Annotated in this window: 19 protein-coding genes; 7 read left to right on the top strand and 12 right to left on the bottom strand. The window is 72.8% G+C overall.

Going from position 1 to position 17762, the window contains the following annotated elements; genetic code table 11:
• Nucleotides 1-4: 4 nt before the first annotated feature.
• Entirely contained in the window at nt 5-1300 is a 1296-nt protein-coding gene (locus tag ACILRH_RS04125) for a hypothetical protein (RefSeq protein ID WP_395690994.1), read from the top strand.
• Between the two features lie 6 nt (nt 1301-1306).
• Here ACILRH_RS04125 and ACILRH_RS04120 read toward each other — a convergent pair whose 3' ends face one another.
• Complete coding sequence (locus ACILRH_RS04120) at nt 1307-1681, bottom strand: nuclear transport factor 2 family protein (protein ID WP_395690993.1); 375 nt, start codon at nt 1679-1681, stop codon at nt 1307-1309.
• A gap of 72 nt (nt 1682-1753) precedes the next feature.
• Here ACILRH_RS04120 and ACILRH_RS04115 point away from each other — a divergent pair, with 72 nt between their 5' ends.
• Together ACILRH_RS04115 and ACILRH_RS04110 are read left to right on the top strand one after the other, a co-directional pair.
• The gene (locus ACILRH_RS04115; protein ID WP_395690991.1) at nt 1754-2362 is read left to right on the top strand and encodes a hypothetical protein; all 609 of its coding nucleotides are present in this window, start codon (nt 1754-1756) and stop codon (nt 2360-2362) included.
• Between the two features lie 88 nt (nt 2363-2450).
• Nucleotides 2451-3701 carry an IS30 family transposase gene (locus ACILRH_RS04110; protein WP_395690134.1) on the top strand — a complete coding sequence of 417 codons (1251 nt, stop codon included), beginning with the start codon at nt 2451-2453 and terminating at the stop codon, nt 3699-3701.
• 55 nt (nt 3702-3756) lie between these two features.
• Here ACILRH_RS04110 and ACILRH_RS04105 read toward each other — a convergent pair whose 3' ends face one another.
• Nucleotides 3757-4041 (bottom strand): DUF4031 domain-containing protein, encoded by a 285-nt coding sequence (locus ACILRH_RS04105; RefSeq protein ID WP_395690990.1) that lies wholly within the window; start codon nt 4039-4041, stop codon nt 3757-3759.
• Complete coding sequence (locus ACILRH_RS04100; RefSeq protein WP_395690988.1) at nt 4038-4748, bottom strand: copper homeostasis protein CutC; 711 nt, start codon at nt 4746-4748, stop codon at nt 4038-4040. Before ACILRH_RS04100 ends, ACILRH_RS04105 begins: the two co-directional genes overlap by 4 nt.
• 70 nt (nt 4749-4818) lie before the next feature.
• Between ACILRH_RS04100 and ACILRH_RS04095 the strand changes: the two genes are divergently transcribed.
• Nucleotides 4819-5163, top strand: a complete 345-nt coding sequence (locus ACILRH_RS04095; protein WP_395690987.1) for a hypothetical protein — start codon at nt 4819-4821, stop codon at nt 5161-5163.
• Here ACILRH_RS04095 and ACILRH_RS04090 read toward each other — a convergent pair.
• The 4 genes from ACILRH_RS04090 to ACILRH_RS04075 form a co-directional block, all read right to left on the bottom strand.
• Nucleotides 5160-5960 (bottom strand): GNAT family N-acetyltransferase, encoded by an 801-nt coding sequence (locus ACILRH_RS04090; RefSeq protein ID WP_395690985.1) that lies wholly within the window; start codon nt 5958-5960, stop codon nt 5160-5162. The two genes, ACILRH_RS04095 and ACILRH_RS04090, sit on opposite strands and share 4 nt — an antisense overlap.
• Before the next feature lie 59 nt (nt 5961-6019).
• Entirely contained in the window at nt 6020-6739 is a 720-nt protein-coding gene (locus tag ACILRH_RS04085) for a GntR family transcriptional regulator (protein WP_395690984.1), read from the bottom strand.
• A gap of 87 nt (nt 6740-6826) precedes the next feature.
• A complete protein-coding gene (locus tag ACILRH_RS04080; RefSeq protein ID WP_395690983.1) occupies nt 6827-9400 on the bottom strand; it encodes an ABC transporter permease in 2574 nt (857 codons plus the stop codon).
• The gene (locus tag ACILRH_RS04075) at nt 9397-10179 is read right to left on the bottom strand and encodes an ABC transporter ATP-binding protein (RefSeq protein WP_395690981.1); all 783 of its coding nucleotides are present in this window, start codon (nt 10177-10179) and stop codon (nt 9397-9399) included. The genes ACILRH_RS04080 and ACILRH_RS04075 overlap by 4 nt, the downstream gene beginning before the upstream one ends.
• 126 nt (nt 10180-10305) lie before the next feature.
• Between ACILRH_RS04075 and ACILRH_RS04070 the strand changes: the two genes are divergently transcribed.
• Nucleotides 10306-10920: an alpha-ketoglutarate-dependent dioxygenase AlkB gene (locus ACILRH_RS04070; protein WP_395690979.1), complete on the top strand. Its 615-nt coding sequence runs from the start codon at nt 10306-10308 to the stop codon at nt 10918-10920.
• A gap of 207 nt (nt 10921-11127) precedes the next feature.
• Nucleotides 11128-11775 (top strand): methyltransferase, encoded by a 648-nt coding sequence (locus ACILRH_RS04065; protein WP_395690977.1) that lies wholly within the window; start codon nt 11128-11130, stop codon nt 11773-11775.
• 19 nt (nt 11776-11794) lie between these two features.
• Here ACILRH_RS04065 and ACILRH_RS04060 read toward each other — a convergent pair whose 3' ends face one another.
• The 4 genes from ACILRH_RS04060 to ACILRH_RS04045 all read right to left on the bottom strand — a co-directional run bounded on the left by ACILRH_RS04060 (nt 11795) and on the right by ACILRH_RS04045 (nt 15410).
• Nucleotides 11795-12010 (bottom strand): CDGSH iron-sulfur domain-containing protein, encoded by a 216-nt coding sequence (locus ACILRH_RS04060; protein WP_395690975.1) that lies wholly within the window; start codon nt 12008-12010, stop codon nt 11795-11797.
• Complete coding sequence (locus ACILRH_RS04055; protein ID WP_395690973.1) at nt 12007-12969, bottom strand: iron-containing redox enzyme family protein; 963 nt, start codon at nt 12967-12969, stop codon at nt 12007-12009. Before ACILRH_RS04055 ends, ACILRH_RS04060 begins: the two co-directional genes overlap by 4 nt.
• A 72-nt stretch (nt 12970-13041) precedes the next feature.
• Nucleotides 13042-13605 (bottom strand): LemA family protein, encoded by a 564-nt coding sequence (locus ACILRH_RS04050; RefSeq protein WP_395690971.1) that lies wholly within the window; start codon nt 13603-13605, stop codon nt 13042-13044.
• Between the two features lie 50 nt (nt 13606-13655).
• Nucleotides 13656-15410, bottom strand: a complete 1755-nt coding sequence (locus ACILRH_RS04045) for a DUF2207 domain-containing protein (RefSeq protein WP_395690970.1) — start codon at nt 15408-15410, stop codon at nt 13656-13658.
• Nucleotides 15411-15490: 80 nt separating this feature from the next.
• Between ACILRH_RS04045 and ACILRH_RS04040 the strand changes: the two genes are divergently transcribed.
• On the top strand, nt 15491-16852 hold the full coding sequence (locus ACILRH_RS04040; protein WP_395690968.1) for an MFS transporter: 1362 nt from the start codon (nt 15491-15493) through the stop codon (nt 16850-16852).
• A gap of 181 nt (nt 16853-17033) precedes the next feature.
• Here ACILRH_RS04040 and ACILRH_RS04035 read toward each other — a convergent pair whose 3' ends face one another.
• The gene (locus ACILRH_RS04035; RefSeq protein ID WP_395690966.1) at nt 17034-17759 is read right to left on the bottom strand and encodes an SRPBCC family protein; all 726 of its coding nucleotides are present in this window, start codon (nt 17757-17759) and stop codon (nt 17034-17036) included.
• Nucleotides 17760-17762: the final 3 nt, after the last annotated feature.

Below are 17762 nucleotides of genomic sequence, written 5' to 3'. Positions count from 1 at the left end.
AGACATGTCCTCCCCCGCTCGCTCCCTCCGCGCCGCGCTGGTCCTCCTGACCGCCCTGCTCACCGTGCTGGTGGGCGTCGGCGTGGCGGCGCCTGCGCAGGCGCAGGCGGTGACCAAGCAGCGGGTGTACGGGTCGCTGATCTTCCCCAACCACGACGCTCCCCACGTCAAGATGATGTGGTTCGACAGCGGCTGGGGCTACCTCGGCCAGGGCTGGGCCAACGGCGGCGGCTACTCCGTCAAGCTCGCGCCGGGCACCTACCACCTGCAGTTCATCGACCAGCGCGCGTCGTGGGACACCAAGAAGTACGCGCCCACCGACGTCACCGTCCGGGTCGGCGACCGCGCGGTCGCGCGCAACGTCACGATGCGGCGCGGCGCCTCGATCACCGGCACCGCCACCGGCGGCGGCCGGCCGCTGGCCGGCGCCCGCGTGGTCGCGGCGAACCAGAGCAACCAGTCCTTCGCCACGACCGCCAACAGCAAGGGCCAGTTCGCCGTCGGCGGGCTCCCGGCCGGCAAGTACTGCCTGTTCACCTACGACCGCAAGAAGCAGTACGTCGGCAAGTGCACCTGGGCCGGCGGCCTGAACTACGCCCAGTCGCGCAACGTGAACGTCGCGCTGAAGCAGCGCGCCGGCAACCTCACCGTCTTCGTCGACACCGCGGCCGGCGCGTCCGCCCCGTCCGCGGCGCTCACCGTCACCAGCGCCGTCACCGGCCAGTGGTGGACCGCGACCGTCAAGGGCGGCAAGGCCGTCTTCACCGGCGTCTACCCCGGCCGCTACCGGTTCAAGTACGACGGCGCCGGCGTGTGGCTGCCCGCCACCGGCACCGTGCGCAACGGCAACGTCCGGGCCGGCGCCATGGCCTTCGGCGACGTCCGGCTGACCAAGCGCGGCGGCTGGGTCACCGGCAGCCTGGTCGACGGTGGCCCCACAGGACAGGGCTCGACCTACGCGCTGACGCCGCCCTACACCGGGGCACACGGCGCGTCCGTCTCGCTCTACAGCGCCAGTGGCATCAAGCTCGCGTCCGGCTACAGCGACAAGGACGGCAACTTCACGTTGCAGGGGCAGATGACCACCCAGACCAACTTGACTCTCGTCGTCCAGCCCACGACGGAGAGCGGCGGCTACATGATGGGCGAGGGCTACTGCCTGTTCAAGCAGGTCAAGTTCTCGGCTGAGCCTGACTCGGCGGCCCCGATCGGCGTCACGACTGGCCAAGAGACATTTCTCGGCGAGCTGCCCGTGCCGCGGGCAGCAGACCAGTCGAACCCGAAGTGCATCACCACCTGAGGCTGTTCAGCCGAACCGCATGTCCTCGTCGCCCCACCAGGCGCGCATCGAGGTGATCCGCCCCTCGTCGTCGAAGGTCATCACCTCGATCGGCGACACGGTGACGGTCGCGTCGTCGACGTACGTCGTGACCTCGAAGTGGAACGCCGCCGAGCCCTCGAGCGCCCGCAGCTCCACCAGGCGGGTCTCCGCGCGGAGCGGCTCGAGGGCGGCGTAGAACTCGCGCAGCGCCGCAGCCCCCTGCCGGGCCGGCGTGCCCACCGGGTCCTCGAGCGTCGCGTCGTCGGCGAAGAGGGCGACGATCTCGTCGGCGGTGCCGGTCGCGACGAGGTCGAGGTACCGCTCGACGACCTGCCTGACGGTCGCTGCGCTCGCGGCCACGGGACCTCCTCGGGGTAGAACACGTTCTCGTCCGGTGGCCCACCGTAGCGCGAGCGCGACGGTGCTGCTTCGATGTCCGTCGTGGACCTGCTCGAGGCCTGGCCGCTCCCCGGCGCCCGCGCCCTGGGAGCCCAGCTGGTCGCCTCCTACGCCCACCCCGAGCGCGGCTACCACGACAGCCGGCACCTCGCTGAGGTGCTCGAGCGCGTCAACGAGCTCTGCGCCGCGGGCGAGCGGTTCGAGCGGATGCCGGTGGTCCTCGCCGCGTGGTTCCACGACAGCGTCTACGACGGCCAGCCGGACGCCGAGCGGCGCTCCGCGGCCTGGGCCGCCGAGGCGCTGCCCACGCTCGTCGAGCCCGCGGTGGTCGACGAGGTGGTGCGGCTGGTGCTGCTGACCGAGCACCACCGGCCCGCAGCCGGCGACGCCAACGGCGGGGTGCTCAGCGACGCCGACCTCGCGATCCTCGCGGCGCCGGCCGAGCGCTACGGCGAGTACGTCGCCGCCGTACGCCGGGAGTGGGCGCACGTCTCGGACCCCGACTTCGCGAGCGGCCGCGCGAGCATCCTCGGCGACCTGCTCGCCAAGCCCCACCTCTTCTCCACCCGGCACGGCCAGGAGCACTGGGAGTCCGCCGCCCGGGTCAACGTCGCGGCCGAGCTGGTCCGCCTGGCGGGATAGTCCCTGACGTTCGAGTGGTCGGAAGGCGGGCGGAGTCAAGTGGTCTTAGCAACACCGACTTTGTGGAGGTGTTGTGCCCAGAAGACGTGTGTCCGACGAGGTCCGTGAGCGGTTCTTCGACCGGGTTGCCGAGGGCTGGTCGCTCGCGGCTGCTGCTGGAGAGGCCGGCGTGGCGAAGCAGTCGGCGTGGGAGTGGTGGCGCGAGTCTGCTCCGGTGTCGTTGAAGCTCATGCCCGGCAAGCGCGGCGGGCTCGTGGACGTTGTGCTGTTGCTCGACCCGCCGCCGACCGCGGGGGCTGCGTCGGACCCGCCCACCCCGGACCGGCTCAGACGCCGGGTGCTGACCAGCGAGGACCGGGCGGTCATCGCCGCGTGCGTGCGGCGACGCGCGCAGGGCGACCCGATCACCCTGGAGGAGATCGGTGCGCTGATCGACCGGGACAAGTCGGTGGTCAGCCGTGAGATCAAACGCAACAGCGGCCCCGACGGCAGCTACCACGCCGGGCTGGCGCACCACAACGCTGTGCAGGCCCGCAAGCGGCCCAAGGAGTTCCGGTTGGTCGCCAACCCGGGGCTGTGTCGCCGGATCGAGGCGTGGATGGACGACGGCTGGTCACCGAAACTGATCGCCACGATCCTCAAGCGCGACTTCCCGCACATGATCATGGAGCGCGTGTCGCACGAGACGATCTACCAGGCGCTGTACGTCCAGACCCGTGGGGAGCTGCGCAAGGACCTGTACCGGCAGCTGTCGACCATCCGGCCCCGCCGCAAGCCCCAGGGCTCGCCGAAGCGTGCCAACAGCCCGTACAAGGAGGCGTTCAAGATCAGCCAGCGGCCCGCCGAGGCCAGGGACCGGGCCGTGCCCGGTCACTGGGAAGGCGACCTGGTCATGGGGGTCGCCGGCGGGGTCGCGGTCGGCACCCTGGTCGAGCGGTCCACCCGGTTCACGATCCTGCTGCACCTGCCCGGCCGCCACGACGCCGACAGCGTCGCCGCCGCGATGATCCGCGAGATGGCCGACCTGCCCGAGCACCTACGCCAGTCGCTGACCTGGGACCGCGGCACCGAGCTGGCCCGCTACGACAAGATCCAGCTCGACCTCGACATGCCGGTCTACTTCTGCGACCCCCACTCACCCTGGCAGCGCGGCACCAACGAGAACACCAACCGGCTCCTGCGGCACTGGCTGACCAAGGGCACCGACCTGTCCAGGTTCACAGCAGCCGACCTCCGCCGCATCGCCGCAACCCTCAACGCCCGACCACGCCCTACCCTGAACCTGCAGACCCCAGCCCAAGCGCTGGACGCACTGCTGACCAAACCGGCAGCAGCATGACCGTTGCTAGGACCACTTGACCTCGCCGCGGTGGTGACCACTCGATGGTCAGGGACTATCCCCGCTTGCGGCGCCGCAGCCCGGCGGCGGTGAGCCGGCGGACGAGCTCGCGGGAGGAGACCGGGGTGGCGCCGGCGGCGACCACGTCGTCGTACCGCTCGGCCGGCACGTCGTAGTGGTCGCGGTCGAACCCGCGGGCGGGGATGCCGAGGCCGCGGGCGAAGGCGTGCAGCTCGTCGTACGACGTGTCGCTGACCAGGTGCGACCAGAGGCGGCCGTGCCCCGGGGCGTTGGGCGGGTCGATGAGGATCATCCAGCAGCGGTCGTCAGCAGGGGTCACCCGGCGGAGCGGCCGGCGCGCTCCGTGGCGTGGTCGAGGAGCAGCCGCCAGGAGCGGACCAGCCCGGCGTCGACGTACGCCTTGGGCGACCCGCCGGGACGGGCCTGCCGGCCCAGGTGCAGCTGGCGGACGTCCGCCCGCACCAGCCAGGGCACCTGCTCGGCCACCAGGCCGCCACCGGGCATCAGCGTCCGGGCCACGACGGGGTCGCCGGCCACCAGCTCGAGCAGCTCGTCGTAGCCGACGGCGAGCCCGCGGGGCGACCCGGCCGAGCAGACCGCGACCAGCCCGGGCAGGTCGGCGACCCGGCGCCAGGAGCGGCGCAGGTCGAGGGTGTCGTCGATCGCGCGGCCGAAGGTCCACGGCACGCCGGGCAGCTGCCCGACCAGGTAGGCGCAGATCTCGGTGTCGACCTCCAGGTCGCCGTCGAGGAAGCCGAACGAGACCCCCGCGGCGCCGGAGCCGAGGTAGTCCTCGGCGAGGCCGACCAGGCGGGTCAGCTCACCGCCGGTCGTGCTCCAGGTGTCGTTGAGCCGCAGCACCACGAAGACCGGCACGTCACTCTCCCGGCACACCGCCGACACCAGCGCCGGCTCCGGCGAGAGCCACGCGGCGGTCGCGAGGTGCAGGCGGTCCGCGCCACCCTCCACCGCTCCCGCCACGTCGCGCGGGTCGCGGACGGTGACCTCGAGGAGCCCCGGTCCCATGTCGGCATGGTAGGGCGGGCGCCGCACCGGATCGGGGAGCCGCGCTGGAGTGCCGAGGCATGATGGCAGCATGGACAACGGCCTGCTGTTCGACGCACGAGCGCGCGTCCTGGCCGACCTCCAGGCGCGCCGCCACGCCACGGCCGCGGCGGTCTCCGCCCTCGAGGACGCGGTGTCGCAGCGCAGGTGGTGGGCCGAGCAGTGGCCCGAGGGCGAGCAGTACGTCGCCGGCCTGGTCGCCCAGGACGTCCAGGACGCACTCTTCGAGACCGTCGGCCGCTGGCCGCTCTGCCTCGAGTGCGGGGACCAGGCCCCCCAGCACGCGCTCTACATCCAGCCCGACCTCGGTGGGCCCGACCCGGTGTGGGTGTGCGAGGAGACCGGCGACGTCGTCGCGCCGCTGGGTGGTCTCTAGCCGCGCCTCCACAGGTACGGCGTCGTGGTGGTCACCGCGACCAGCCCGCTGCGCTCGAGGATCGGCCGGGACAGGTCGGTGCAGTCGCTGTGCAGGTAGACGCTGCCGGCCGCGAGGGCCGCCCGGGCCCGGGCGGCGACCAGGGCGCGGTAGATGCCGCGGCCGCGCCACGGCGCGACGGTCGCGCCGCCCCACAGCCCGGCGAACTCGGTGCCCGGCACGACCTCCAGGCGGCCGGCGCAGACCACGGTGCCGTCGGCGTCCTCGGCCAGCCACAGGCCCCGGCGGCCCGGGTCGGCGGCCAGGAGCTCGACCAGGTCGGCGGGGCCGACGCCCCCGTCGCCGCCGAAGACCTCGGCCTGCATCCGCGACGCCCTCACGACGTCGGCGGCCAGGTCGCCGCCGGCACCCGCCCGGCGCAGCGTGATGCCGTCGGGCAGGTCGACGGGCCGGTCCAGCAGCTCGGCGCGGCCGACCATCACGGTCTCGGCCGGGTCGGGCTCCAGGCCGTGCGCGACCAGGCGCGCGGGCAGGTCGGCCGGACGGTCGTGGCCCCGGGTCTTCCACTCGAAGGAGGTCACGTCGGTCTCGTCGCGGAACCAGGCCACCGTCTCCGCGACCAGCGCGTCGAGCCGGGCGCCGTCGAGGTCACCGAGGTCGCGGTAGGAGACGAAGCCACCCCTGCCGAACACCCCGCGCACGAGCGGGCCGTGGCGGTGCCAGCTGCGGGCACCGGTCATCTCCGCGTCCAGCCGGAGCTGGGCGTCGTAGGCAGCGAGCAGGTCGGCCGGGGTCACGGCCGGAGGCTAGTCGGCGCGACGGCTCTCTGGCGACCGAGATGTCGTGGGGAGGAGCGCTACCCCTCGGACCCGATCTGGATCCACATCGTGAACCGGTCGGCCCGGTAGACCGTGCGCGAGACCTCCACGACCTTCTCGCCCGACAGTGCCCGGCGGCTGTGACGCAGCACGGCGCTGCCGGCCGGCACCTCGAGGAGCTCGGCCTCCTCCTCGCTGACGATGTCGGCGTTGACCGAGTCCTCGGCCCAGGTGGGGCGCAGCCCGCGCGACTCGAGGGCGTCGTACAGGCTGGTCGGCATCCCGCTCTGGAGGAACCCGGGGATCAGCACCTCGTTGAGGTAGGCGTCCTCGACGCACATGGGTACGCCGTCGGCGCGGCGCAGCCGGCGCCAGTGGATCACCGCGTCGCCCTCGGTGAGGCTCAGCGCCCGCGCCACCCCGGGGCCCGCCTGCTCGCGGCGGGCCAGCAGTGTCTGCGACTCCGCCAGCATGCCGCGGCGCGACATCTCCTCGGTGTAGCTGGTCAACCGGCTCGTGGTGCGTCGGGGGCGCGCGACGAACGTGCCCCGCCCGGGGATCCGCTCGAGGAGCCCCTCCACCACGAGGGCGTCCATCGCCTGCCGCACCGTCATCCGGGCGACCCCGAAACGGTGCACCAGCTCACGCTCGCTGGGTGCGGGCGACCCCGGTGCCGCCCCGGTGACCAGGGAGCGGACGTACTCGCGGACCTGGACGTGCTTGAGCGCACGACCTTCGGTCACCAGCAACTCGTCCACGGCCGAAGGGTAGTTTCATCGGACTGCCCGCGTCCCCGGATCTGGGTAAAACCGCCCCCTGGCAGGTTGCTGCCAGGGGCCCGGCGGTCACTCCGTCGCGATCGCCTGGAGCACGTCGAGGCGGGCGGCACGCCGCGCCGGGAACACGGCCGCGAGCACCCCGATCACCACCGAGAGGACCAGGAAGACCCCCAGCTGGCCGAACGGCACGTCAATCACCTCGAGCCCCTGGTCGCGCAGCGCGTACATCAGCGCGATGCCGAACCCGATGCCCAGCACGACCCCGAGCACGGCGCCGAGCACCGCGATCACCACCGACTCCAGGGTGATCATCCAGCGCAGCTGGCGCCGGCTCACGCCGATGGCCCGGAGCAGCCCCACCTCGCGGGTGCGCTCGATGACCGACAGCGCCAGCGTGTTGACGATGCCGAGCACCGCGATCACCAGCGCCAGGCCGAGGAGCGCGAAGATCATCAGCACCAGCTGGTCGATCGGCGCGCGCTGCTCGTGGGCGAACTCCCCCTGGTCCTTGACGGTGACCACGGGCAGGTCGGCGACGACCGCGTCGAGGCGGTCCTGGATCCCGGGCGAGTGGTCGGTGAACAGGATCAGCAGGTTGTCGCTGGGCGGGAAGCCCGCGGCCGTGAGGTCGTCGAGGGTCATCGCGACCGGCGCGACCAGGAGCGGGTTGTCCTCGACGATCCCCGCGACCCGGTAGGTGCGCGTGCCCGCGGGCATGTCGAAGGTGAGGTCGTCGCCCACCTCCACGCCGTGGTCGTCGGCCCACGACTGCTGCACCAGCACGGCGCCGTCGGCGAGGCCGCCGAGGTCGCCCGCGACCGCCGCGAGGCGGAACCGGTCCACGTCCTGGGGGTCGATGGCCGCCACGGCCATCGTGTCGCCGTCCCGCTTCACCCGCTGGAACCGCTCGCGCACCACCCGCTCGACGCCGTCGACGGTCGCCATCTGGTCGCCGATCGCGGGGGTGAACCCGGCCGCGACGACGTTGCTGACGATGTAGTCACCGACGAAGTTGTCGGCGATCGTCTTGTCGACGCTCGCCTTGGCCGAGTTGCCGACGATGGCCATCGTGCACGCCAGCGCCAGCCCGATCATCAGCGCCGAGGCGGTGGCGGTGGTGCGGCGCGGGTTGCGCAGCGCGTTCTGGCCGGCGAGCAGCCCGACGGTGCCGAAGAGGCGGGCGTAGAGGGCGCCGACGCCGGCCAGGAACGGCCGCGAGATCACCGGGCTCGTGCCGGCCACGCCGAGCAGGATCGCGAGGACGCCCGCACCGGTCAGCCAGCCGCCGTGCGGCAGGTCGCTGAAGAGCCCGAGCGCGAGGACGACCAGGCCGACCAGGACCAGTGCGGTGCCGGCCAGGAAGCGGCGGTGCAGCGAGGACTCGGGCAGCGCCACGTCGTCGCGCAGCGCCTGGACCGGCGCGATCCGGCCGGTCCGCCGGGCCGGCAGCCAGGCCGCCGCCATCGTCACCAGCACGCCGACGGCGTACGCCGCCAGGAAGGTGCGCGGCGCGAAGATCAGCGACTGCCCGGACAGGTCGAGCCCGAAGTTGGCGAAGAGCGCCCGGATCCCCAGCGCCAGCAGCACGCCGAGGCCGAGGCCGACGGTCGCGCCGAGCACGCCGAGCACGAACGCCTCGAGCAGCACCGACCAGGTGACCTGACGCTTCGAGGCGCCCAGCGCACGCAGGAGGGCCAGCTCGCGGCTGCGCTGGGCGACCAGGATCGAGAACGTGTTGACGATGAGGAAGGCGCCGACGACCAGGGCGATGCCGGCGAAGATCAGCAGGAACGTGGTGAGGAAGGAGACCGCCTTGAGCAGGTCGGAGGCGGACTCGTCGGCCGCATGGTCGCCGGTGACGGCCTCGACGCCGTCCGGCAGCTCGGCCGCGACCGCGTCGCGCAGCTGCGCCTGGGAGACGCCGTCCTCGGCGGTGACCCAGGCGTCGTTGTAGACGTCCTCGCCGCCGACGAAGAGGTCCTGGGCGGTCCGGGTGTCGAACGCCGCGTAGGTCGCGCCGTTCAGCGAGCCGCCCTCGGGGAACCCGGCGATCCCGACCAGGGTCGGCTGCAGGCGGGCCGGTGGGGCCTGCGGCGAGGCGGAGCCGCGACCCGGGGCGGCCACCGTGGAGGGGATGATCTCCACCTGGTCGCCGAGCTGGTAGCCCGCGCGGTCCGCGGTCCGCTCGTCGAGCACGACCTCGTCCGGCCCGTGCGGGGCGTGCCCGGAGATGATCGAGATGCCCCGGAGTCCGTGCCCGGCGGGCGCGTCGGACCAGTTGCTCCCGATCGCCGGCGGACCGAACCCGCTGACCACCTTGCCGTCGGCGCTGACGACGAAGACCCCGGTGGCGCTCACGTTGCCGTCGACCCGGGCCGCACCGGGGACCGAGCGGAGCTGCTCGAGCAGGCTGGCGGGGAGGGTCACGCTCGAGGGCGCGCCGTCGGCCGTCGTACCACCCTCCGGGCGGACCACGACGTCGCCGACGGTGGAGTCGAACAGCGCCGTGAAGCTGCGGTTGAGCGTGTCGGAGAAGATCAGGGTGCCGGCGACGAACGCCACTCCGAGCACGATCGCGAAGGTGCTCATCAGCAGGCGCAGCTTGCGCCCCAGCAGGCTCTTGAGGGCGGCGCGGATCATGGCGTGTCGCCTGCGGCGGGCTCGGCCATCCGGTTCATGACCTCCAGCACCTGCTCGCGCGTGGGTGCGCGCAGATCCTCGACCACGTGGCCGTCGGCGAGGAACACGACCCGGTCGGTGTAGGCCGCGGCGACCGGGTCGTGGGTGACCATCACGACCGTCTGGCCGTGGTCGTCGACGCTGCGGCGCAGGAGCTCGAGCACCTCGGCGCCGGAGTGGGAGTCCAGGTTGCCGGTGGGCTCGTCGGCGAAGACGATCCGCGGCCGGCTGGCCAGCGCCCGCGCGACGGCGACGCGCTGCTGCTGCCCGCCCGAGAGCTGGTTGGGCCGGTGCGAGAGCCGGTCGCCCAGGCCGACCGTCGCGATGACGGTGTCGTACCACTCCCGGTCCGCGCTGCGTCCGGCGATGGCCAGCGGCAGCGTGATGTTCTCCTGCGCGGTCAGGGTCGGGACCAGGTTGAACGACTGGAACACGAACCCGATCTCGTCGCGGCGCAGCCGCGTCAGCGCCTTGTCCTTGAGCCCGGTGATCTCCTGGTCGCCGATGAACACCTGCCCCGAGTCGGCCGTGTCCAGGGCGGCGCAGCAGTGCATCAGCGTGGACTTGCCCGACCCGCTGGGGCCCATCACCGCGGTGAACTCCCCGGCGACGACGTCGAGGGTGACGTCGTCCAGCGCGGTCACCAGCGCGTCGCCGGTCCCGTAGGTCTTGGTCAGGTGGCGGACGCGGGCAGCCAGGTCGGGGGCTCCGGCCTCGGCGTGGGTCATCGGCGCGGTCATGGGTCCAGCCTCGCGGGTCGGCGCCGCGGCTGCCATGGACATTCGTCACGATCCGACCCCGAGGCGCCCCTGACTCACCCCCTAGGATATCGAACAGGTGTTCGATCCACGCGTATGCTCGACCGCATGGACTTCCAGGGCTCGCTCTTCGAGGCGCCGCCCGCCGGGGCGCCCGGCTTCGGCGGGATCGAGCGCCGGACCCTCTCCCGCGGCGCGTGGGTCGACGTGTGCCGCACCTGGCTACCCGAGGCCGACGAGGTCTTCGAGACGCTCGTGCGGGACGTGCCGTGGCGGGCCGAGCGCCGGCAGATGTACGACCGCGAGGTCGACGTACCGCGGCTCCTGCACACGTACGGCGTCGGCGAGCCGCTCCCCCACCCGGCGCTGGACCGGGCCCGGGGCGCGCTGTCGGCGCACTACCGTCCCGAGCTCGGGGAGCCGTTCGTGACGGCCGGCTGCTGCTACTACCGCGACGGCCGCGACAGCGTCGCGTGGCACGGCGACACGATCGGCCGGGGCCGCACGCAGGACACGATGGTCGCGATCGTCTCCCTCGGCGACCCCCGGCGACTCGCGCTGCGACCCCGGTTGGGCGGTGGCTCGGTCTCGGTCGAGATGGCGCACGGTGACCTGCTGGTCATGGGCGGCTCCTGCCAGCGCACCTGGGAGCACGCCGTCCCCAAGGTCGCCCACGCCGGCCCCCGGATCTCCGTGCAGTTCCGCCCCCTCCACGTGTTCTGAGCTGCGCCGGCCCCGGGGGTGATCGGACGGTGGGATGAATCCCCGGTCAGCCGGGGATTCCTGACGTTGTCGGGGGTTGCAACGCCCGACAACGTCAGGGAGTGCCCGTCCGCTGGTGCGGGTGGGGCTGGTGTGGACTGCTTCCTCTGCACCGACATTCCTCCGAACCCCTGCGTAACCGGGCACCCGGCGGGGTACCGCCCCCGCATGACTGCCACGCCCACCCGGCCCGGCACCGGGACCCAGACGGAGACGATCGGGTTCGGCCCGCTCCGGATCACGTTCGACGGGCGGGTGCTGCGGCCCCGCCCGTGGACCGAGGCGCAGTCGGCGTGGGCGGCGGAGGTCCTCACCACCGCACCGCCTGGCGCCGTCCTGGAGCTCTGTGCAGGCGCCGGGCAGATCGGACTGCTCGCCGTGGTCGGCTCGGCCCGGCCGCTGGTCTGCGTCGACCTCGACCCGGCAGCGTGCGAGTGGGCCCGGCACAACGCCGAGCAGGCGGGTCTCGCCGACCGGGTGCAGGTGCGGGAGGGCGCGATGGACGACGTGCTGCGCGACAGCGAGCGGTTCGCGGTGGTCGTCGCCGACCCGCCGTGGGTGCGCAGCGAGGAGGTGCTGCGCTACCCGGAGGACCCGGTGCTCGCGATCGACGGCGGCGCCGACGGCATGGCGGTGGCCTGGACGTGCGTCGACGTCGCACGCCGGCACCTGCTGCCCGGCGGCAGCCTGCTGATCCAGCTCGGCACGGTCGAGCAGGTCGACGCCCTGCGCGACCGGATGCACGACGACGACCTGGTGATCTACGAGGTCCGCTGGTGCGACCGCGGCGTGCTGGTCCGCCTCGACCTCCTCTGAGGGAGCCGACGCAGCGCGCTCAGGCAGGCCGGAGCTTGTCCGGCAGCACCTTGTGGGTGCCGTCGCACCACGGGAAGGACTGCGAGCGGTCGCAGCGGCACACGGCGGTGACCGGCCGGGTGGTCTCGTGCGGCCGGCCCTGGGCGTCCTCGACCACGTGTTTGCCGCGCAGCAGCATCGGGCCACCGGGGCACAGCACCACGTCGGGGTGCGGGATCGGCGTCGAACCGCTCACGCGACCTGCTCCTCGTCGACGCCCCAACGGGCCAGCAGCGTCCGCGCGAACCGGTCCTCGAGGTCGAGGCAGGTGAACGCGCCGAACCAGACGTCCTCCTCGAGCTCCGGCTCCTCCTCGAGCACGGCCGCGACGATCGTGCGCACGGCGAGCTGCTCGTGCACGGCGTCGGCCTCGACGTGCTCGGCGTAGTAGCCGACCATCTCGGCCGGGAAGCCGAGACGCTCCAGGCCCTGCGCCATCCGGCGCGACGGCAGGGAGCTGGTCGCCTCGAACGCGGCGAGGTGGCCCAGCGCCGCACCGCGCAGGCGGCGGTGCAGGCCGAGCAGGGAGACGGCGTTGTTCTGCTCGAGCACCTCGAGCGGGACGGCGTCCACGTGCGCGCCGTACGACGCGTCCAGGCCGCTCGCTGCCATCCCGATCTCGAAGAGGCGGTGGTGCAGGCGGTTCGGGTCGCCGCCGCCGTACTCGTCGTACTGCAGCTCCATGAGCGCCGCCTTGGCGCGGGTGCCCAGGCGCGGCACCAGCCACGCGACCGGGTCGGCCTCCTTGAGGTGGTAGACCGAGCGGAGCCGCAGCAGCTCCAGCGCCTGCTCGCGGTCGGCCTCGCGGTGGACGTGCCGGGCGACCGACGCCCCGTCCTGCTGGTCGACCCAGCCCAGGAAGTCGTCGACGAACGACAGCCCCTCGGGTCGGGCGAACCGGGACCGCAGCCGGGCCTCGAGGTCACGCTCGAGGACGGCGCGGACCCGCATCAGCTGGGGGTCCCACTCCATCGCGTCGTCGACGTCGTCGAAGCCGCGGTAGTGCAGCTCGTGCAGGACCCAGAGCGCGAGCGCGGCGTCCTCACCGCCCGCGGTGGGCGCGGTGGCCAGGACGCTGAAGAAGTCCTCCGGGCCGGACCGAAGCGCGCGGAACAGCTCCTCGGTCAGCGGGCCGCGAGCAACGGGAAGGCGCATGTCGGCCGAGTACCCCGCCCCGAGGCGGGTCACGCCACCCGTCCGGGCGACTCCCCTCCCTCGCCCGGGCCGCTACTCGAAGGAGACCTCGGGCGCCTGCTGCTGGCCCTCGGGAGCCTCGTAGAAGTCGCGCTTGTGCACGTTCGCGATCCCGGTGAAGAACATCCACGGGATGGTCTGCGTCAGCTTGTTCAGCGTGGCGACGGCGTCGTTGTAGTACTGCCGGGCGAACGAGATCTGGTTCTCGGTCTCGGCCAGCTGACCCTGCAGGTCGAGGAAGTTCTGGTTGGCCTTGAGGTCGGGGTAGTTCTCCGCGACCGCGTTGAGGTTCATCAGGGCGCCCTGCAGCTGGGCGTCGGCAGCGGCCTTGGCCGGCACGTCGTCGCCCTTGGCCGCGGCCTGCACCCTCGCCCGGGCCGCCGTGATCGCCTCGAACACCCCCTTCTCGTGCGCCGCGTAGCCCTTGACGGTCTCGACGAGGTTCGGGATCAGGTCGGCGCGCCGGGTGAGCTGCACGTCGATGCCGCCGAGCGCCTCCTGGGCGCCGATGTCGCTGGTGCGCAGCTTGTTGAAGCCGACGACGACGAAGCCCACCAGGGCGACGACCACGACGATGACGATGATGGCGATGAGCATCTGGACTCCTCGATGGATGGGTCAGGACAAGTCTGGACGACGCAGCGGTGTCACCACGAGCCGCCGCCCCCGCCGCCGCCGCCCCCGCCGCCGGAGAAGCCGCCCCCGCCGCCGGAGGACGACGACCGCTGGGTGGCCTCGTAGGAGGAGATGGCCGAGCTGACCGTGGAGTTGAAGTCGCTGACCATCGAGCTGACCGCGGCACCGGCGCCCAGGCCGGCGTAGTAGTGGGGGAAGTAGTCGGGCACGGGCGGCTCGGTCGCCATCTCGGTGCGGTACTTCTCCGCCCACTGCTCGGCGCAGCCGAAGGCGACCGCCCAGGGGATGTACGCGGTGTAGAGCTCCTGGCGCCCGGAGAAGTCGAAGCGGTCCTGGGCCGAGGGAGTGGACAGGATCCGGCGGAAGCCGCCGGCCCGCGACCAGAGGTCGCGGCCGGCCGCGGTCCGCCTGGTCCCTGCGCCGGTCGCCGCGAGCCCGGCGCCGAAGACGGCGAACAGGCCCGGGATCAGCGCGAGCGCGCTCATGTGCAGCGGGTTCCAGGTCGCCAGCACGAAGAGGCCGATCACGCAGCCCAGGACCACCAGCGAACCCCAGCCGCCGAGGCCGCTGCTGACCATCAGCTTGTGCCGCTTGGCCCAGGACTTGGTGTGGGACTCGAAGCCGTCGATCTCGCTCTTGAGGCGCTTGCCGGCCGCGACGTCCTTGCGGCGCGCGACAAAGGTGGTGCCGGGGCCCCCGAGCAGGTGCGCGACCCGCGAGGTCACCTCGTCCAGGCCCGCCCAGCCGGCCGGGCCGTTCCTGTCGGTGATCGTCCAGTCGTCGCCGTCCTTGCCGAGCTCGACCGCCCCGCGCTCGGCCGCGTAGAGGAGCGTCGCGACGTACTGCTCGTCGTCGACGTCCTCGGTCACGAGGTACGCCGCCTGCGCCGGCCCGATCCCCTCCGGCGGGGCGTACATGAGCGGGAACTGCGGGTCCTTCTCGCGGGTGCGGCGGGCCAGCAGGTAGCCGCCGGCGCCGGCGAGCACCGAGAGGCCGAGGACGACGTCCAGCCCGGCCGTGCTGGTGCCGAGCACCCGGTCGAACCGGGGCGACCAGGGCAGGGACGTCCCCGCCGGCGGGGTCGGCATGTCGAGGCCGGTCTTGACCGTCACCGGGGTCTGGGGCGGCAGCGAGCCGGTGCGCACGCGCAGGGTCGTCGTGCCCTCGCCGCGCGCCTTGCACCCGCCCTGCGACCCGCTGCCCACCGCGCACTGCACGTCCTGCGCCGCGACCGGCAGGTGCACGGTGAGGTCGGTCTTCTCGATCGGCTGCTTCCAGCCGCCGGGGACGAGGTTCCAGTAGAACTGCGTCGGGGTGCCCCCCGAGCCCTCGGAGAGCACGCCGTCGATCTGGTAGCGGATGACGTAGACGTGCTCACCGGTCGACAGGGTGATGTCGGGGTCGCCGATCCGCGCGTTGACGTAGCGGCCGTGACCCGGGGACAGCAGCGTCACCGGCACCGGCCGGCCGTCCGCGGTGACCTCGATGTCGTGCGGCTGCAGCCGGACGTTCGGGTCGTTCGGGTCCTCGCGGTCGAAGAACCGGAAGATGCCGTGCCGGCCGCTGACCGGGAAGTCCACGGTGAGCTTCTCGGTCGCCACCATGTCGCCGTGGGCGTCGACGTCGAAGTCGGCGACGTACGACGTGATCGTGGTCGGCTCGGAGGTGTCCTCCGACGACAGGTTGATCCCGTAGATCACCGCCGGCACCAGCACCACCGCGACCACGACGGCGATGCCGACGAGGTAGCCCACGACACGCTTCACGGCCCTGAGCCTAGGGTGCGACGACGGTGTCGGGAATCCGCGTGCGCTCTGTCGGTGGCCGCTGGGAGACTGGTCTAGATATGAGCTCGTCGACCACACCCGCTGCCAAGCCCACCCTCGCGTCGTTCTGGCACGACCTGCCCCGCGAGGGCCGGCTGCTGCTGTCGGTCGTCGTGTTCGAGTTCATCGGCACCGGCCTGGTGCTGCCCTTCCACGTCGTCTACCTGCACGAGGTACGCGGGTTCGGGCTCGGCCACGTCGGGCTGCTGCTGGGCCTCTCCCCGCTCGTCGGCTTCCTCGTCGTGGGGCCAGGCGGAGCGGCGATCGACCGCTTCGGCGCGCGCCGGATCCTGCTCGGCGCCCTGGTCCTGCAGGTCGTGGCCAACACGCTGCTCGCCTTCGCCTCGACCGAGGCCGCCGCGGCGTGCGCGCTGCTGCTCTCCGGCGCTGCCTTCGGGGTGACCTGGCCCGGCTTCCAGACGCTGGTGGCGAGCGTCGTGCCGGTCGAGCTGCGGCAGCGGTACTTCGGCGTGAACTTCACCCTGCTCAACCTCGGCATCGGGATCGGCGGCATCGTCGGCGGCCTGTTCGTCGACGTGGAGCGGCTCGTCACCTTCCAGACGATCTACCTCGCGGACGCGATCTCCTACCTGCCCGCGCTCTTCCTGCTGCTGGTCCCGCTGCGCCACGTGGCGGGGCGGGCCGCACCGGTGCCGGCACCCGACGACGCCGAGAGCCGTCCGGCGCCCCGCCTGAGCTACCTCGAGGTCGCGCGGCGGCCGGCCGTCGGCACGCTGATGCTGCTGTCGTTCGTCTCCTCCTACGTCGGCTACTCCCAGCTCAACGCCGGCATGCCGGCGTACGCGCGAGCCGTCGGCGACGTGTCGACGCAGGGTCTCGGGCTGGCGTTCGCGGCCAACACGCTGGTGATCGTGGTGCTGCAGCTGTTCGTCCTGCAGCGGATCGAGGGGCGTCGTCGCACCCGGGTGATCGCGGTGATGGGCGTGGTGTGGGCCGGGTCGTGGCTGCTGCTCGGCGCGACCGGCCTGGTGTCGGGGACGGTCGGTGCGACGCTCCTGGTCGCGGCCTGCACGTCGGTGTTCGCCTTCGGCGAGACGCTGCTGCAGCCGACGATCCCCGCGCTGGTCAACGAGCTGGCGCCCGACGAGCTGCGCGGGCGCTACAACGCGCTCAGCTCGGGGGCCTTCCAGCTCGCCGCGATCATCGCGCCGCCGGTCGCGGGGTTCCTGGTCGACCACGACCTCGGCGCGGTCTACATCGGCTCGCTGGTCCTCGGCTGCCTGCTGGTCGGCGTGATCGCCGTGCTGCGGCTGGAGCCCCAGCTGACCCCGGCGGTCAACGGCGTGCGCGCCCCGACGAAGCTCGACCCCGCCGAGCTCTCCTCGTCGTCGGCGAAGACGATCAGCGCCGCGACCGACTGACCGCCTCCTCGAGCCGCCGCACCCGGGGCGGTGCGGCGCGGGTCAGCGCCGGCGGCCCGGGGGACGTCATACGAGTCGGTCGCCCGAACAACCACCCCGGATGACCTCCCGCCGGGTCACCGGGAGACGTCATACGACCTGGCCGCCGGGACGACCAGGTCGTATGACGTCGCCGCGGGTCTCAGTCGCGCCGCCGGCGTACCAGCCACCAGAGCAGGGCGAGCACGGCGACGACGCCGACCCCCTGCTTCCAGTAGCTGCGCGCCAGCACCGGCAGCACCGCCGCCCCGAGGTCCAGCGCGTCGTCCTGCCCCGGCGCCGCCGGGGCGGGCGTGGGGGATACCCACGGACGTTCTGCAGGTTTCTCGGGCCCGGAAGCCTGCACTTCGTCCGTGGGTATCCCGGCGGCCGACTCCGCAGACGGCTCGGAGGAGGCCGGCTCGGCGGCGGCGGGCGCCTCCTGGCCCTCGGCGAGGCGGTGGTGCAGGCAGTCGACGAACTGGCCGAGCAGCTTGTCGGAGACGTCCTGCATCACGCCGCGGCCGAACTGGGCGGGCTTGCCGGTGATCGCCAGGTCGGTGACCACCTCCACCGAGGTCGCCCCGTCGGTCTCGGCCATGGTGAGCGTGACCAGCGCGCCGGCCGTGCCGTTGCCGCGCTTGTCCTTGCCCTTGGCGTCCACGACGAACCGATGGGCGGCGTCGTCCTTCTCGACGAACGTGCCCGAGCCGTTGTAGACCAGCGCGATCGGTCCGAGCTTGACCTTCACCGACCCCGAGAAGCTGTCGTCCCCGACCGAGGTGACCGTGGCCCCCGGGAAGCACTCCGCGACCTGCGCGATGTCCTGGAAGTGGGCCCAGGTCTCCTCGACCCCCGTCGGGACGGTGAAGCTGTGGGTGAGCTCCACGCC

This window comes from Nocardioides sp. (assembly GCF_044226765.1).
Lineage (GTDB): Bacteria > Actinomycetota > Actinomycetes > Propionibacteriales > Nocardioidaceae > Nocardioides.
Note: the sequence above shows the minus strand (reverse complement) of the source record. Positions and strands in the feature narration are given on the sequence as shown.

Bases quoted from the DNA above. Each gene is read 5' to 3' on its own strand.
- ACILRH_RS04125 (WP_395690994.1), top strand. From the start codon at position 5: ATGTCCTCCCCCGCTCGCTCCCTCCGCGCCGCGCTGGTCCTCCTGACC.
- ACILRH_RS04115 (WP_395690991.1), top strand. From the start codon at position 1,754: ATGTCCGTCGTGGACCTGCTCGAGGCCTGGCCGCTCCCCGGCGCCCGC.
- ACILRH_RS04100 (WP_395690988.1), bottom strand. From the start codon at position 4,748: ATGGGACCGGGGCTCCTCGAGGTCACCGTCCGCGACCCGCGCGACGTG.
- ACILRH_RS04095 (WP_395690987.1), top strand. From the start codon at position 4,819: ATGGACAACGGCCTGCTGTTCGACGCACGAGCGCGCGTCCTGGCCGAC.
- ACILRH_RS04080 (WP_395690983.1), bottom strand. From the start codon at position 9,400: ATGATCCGCGCCGCCCTCAAGAGCCTGCTGGGGCGCAAGCTGCGCCTG.
- ACILRH_RS04075 (WP_395690981.1), bottom strand. From the start codon at position 10,179: ATGACCGCGCCGATGACCCACGCCGAGGCCGGAGCCCCCGACCTGGCT.
- ACILRH_RS04070 (WP_395690979.1), top strand. From the start codon at position 10,306: ATGGACTTCCAGGGCTCGCTCTTCGAGGCGCCGCCCGCCGGGGCGCCC.
- ACILRH_RS04065 (WP_395690977.1), top strand. From the start codon at position 11,128: ATGACTGCCACGCCCACCCGGCCCGGCACCGGGACCCAGACGGAGACG.
- ACILRH_RS04055 (WP_395690973.1), bottom strand. From the start codon at position 12,969: ATGCGCCTTCCCGTTGCTCGCGGCCCGCTGACCGAGGAGCTGTTCCGC.
- ACILRH_RS04050 (WP_395690971.1), bottom strand. From the start codon at position 13,605: ATGCTCATCGCCATCATCGTCATCGTCGTGGTCGTCGCCCTGGTGGGC.
- ACILRH_RS04040 (WP_395690968.1), top strand. From the start codon at position 15,491: ATGAGCTCGTCGACCACACCCGCTGCCAAGCCCACCCTCGCGTCGTTC.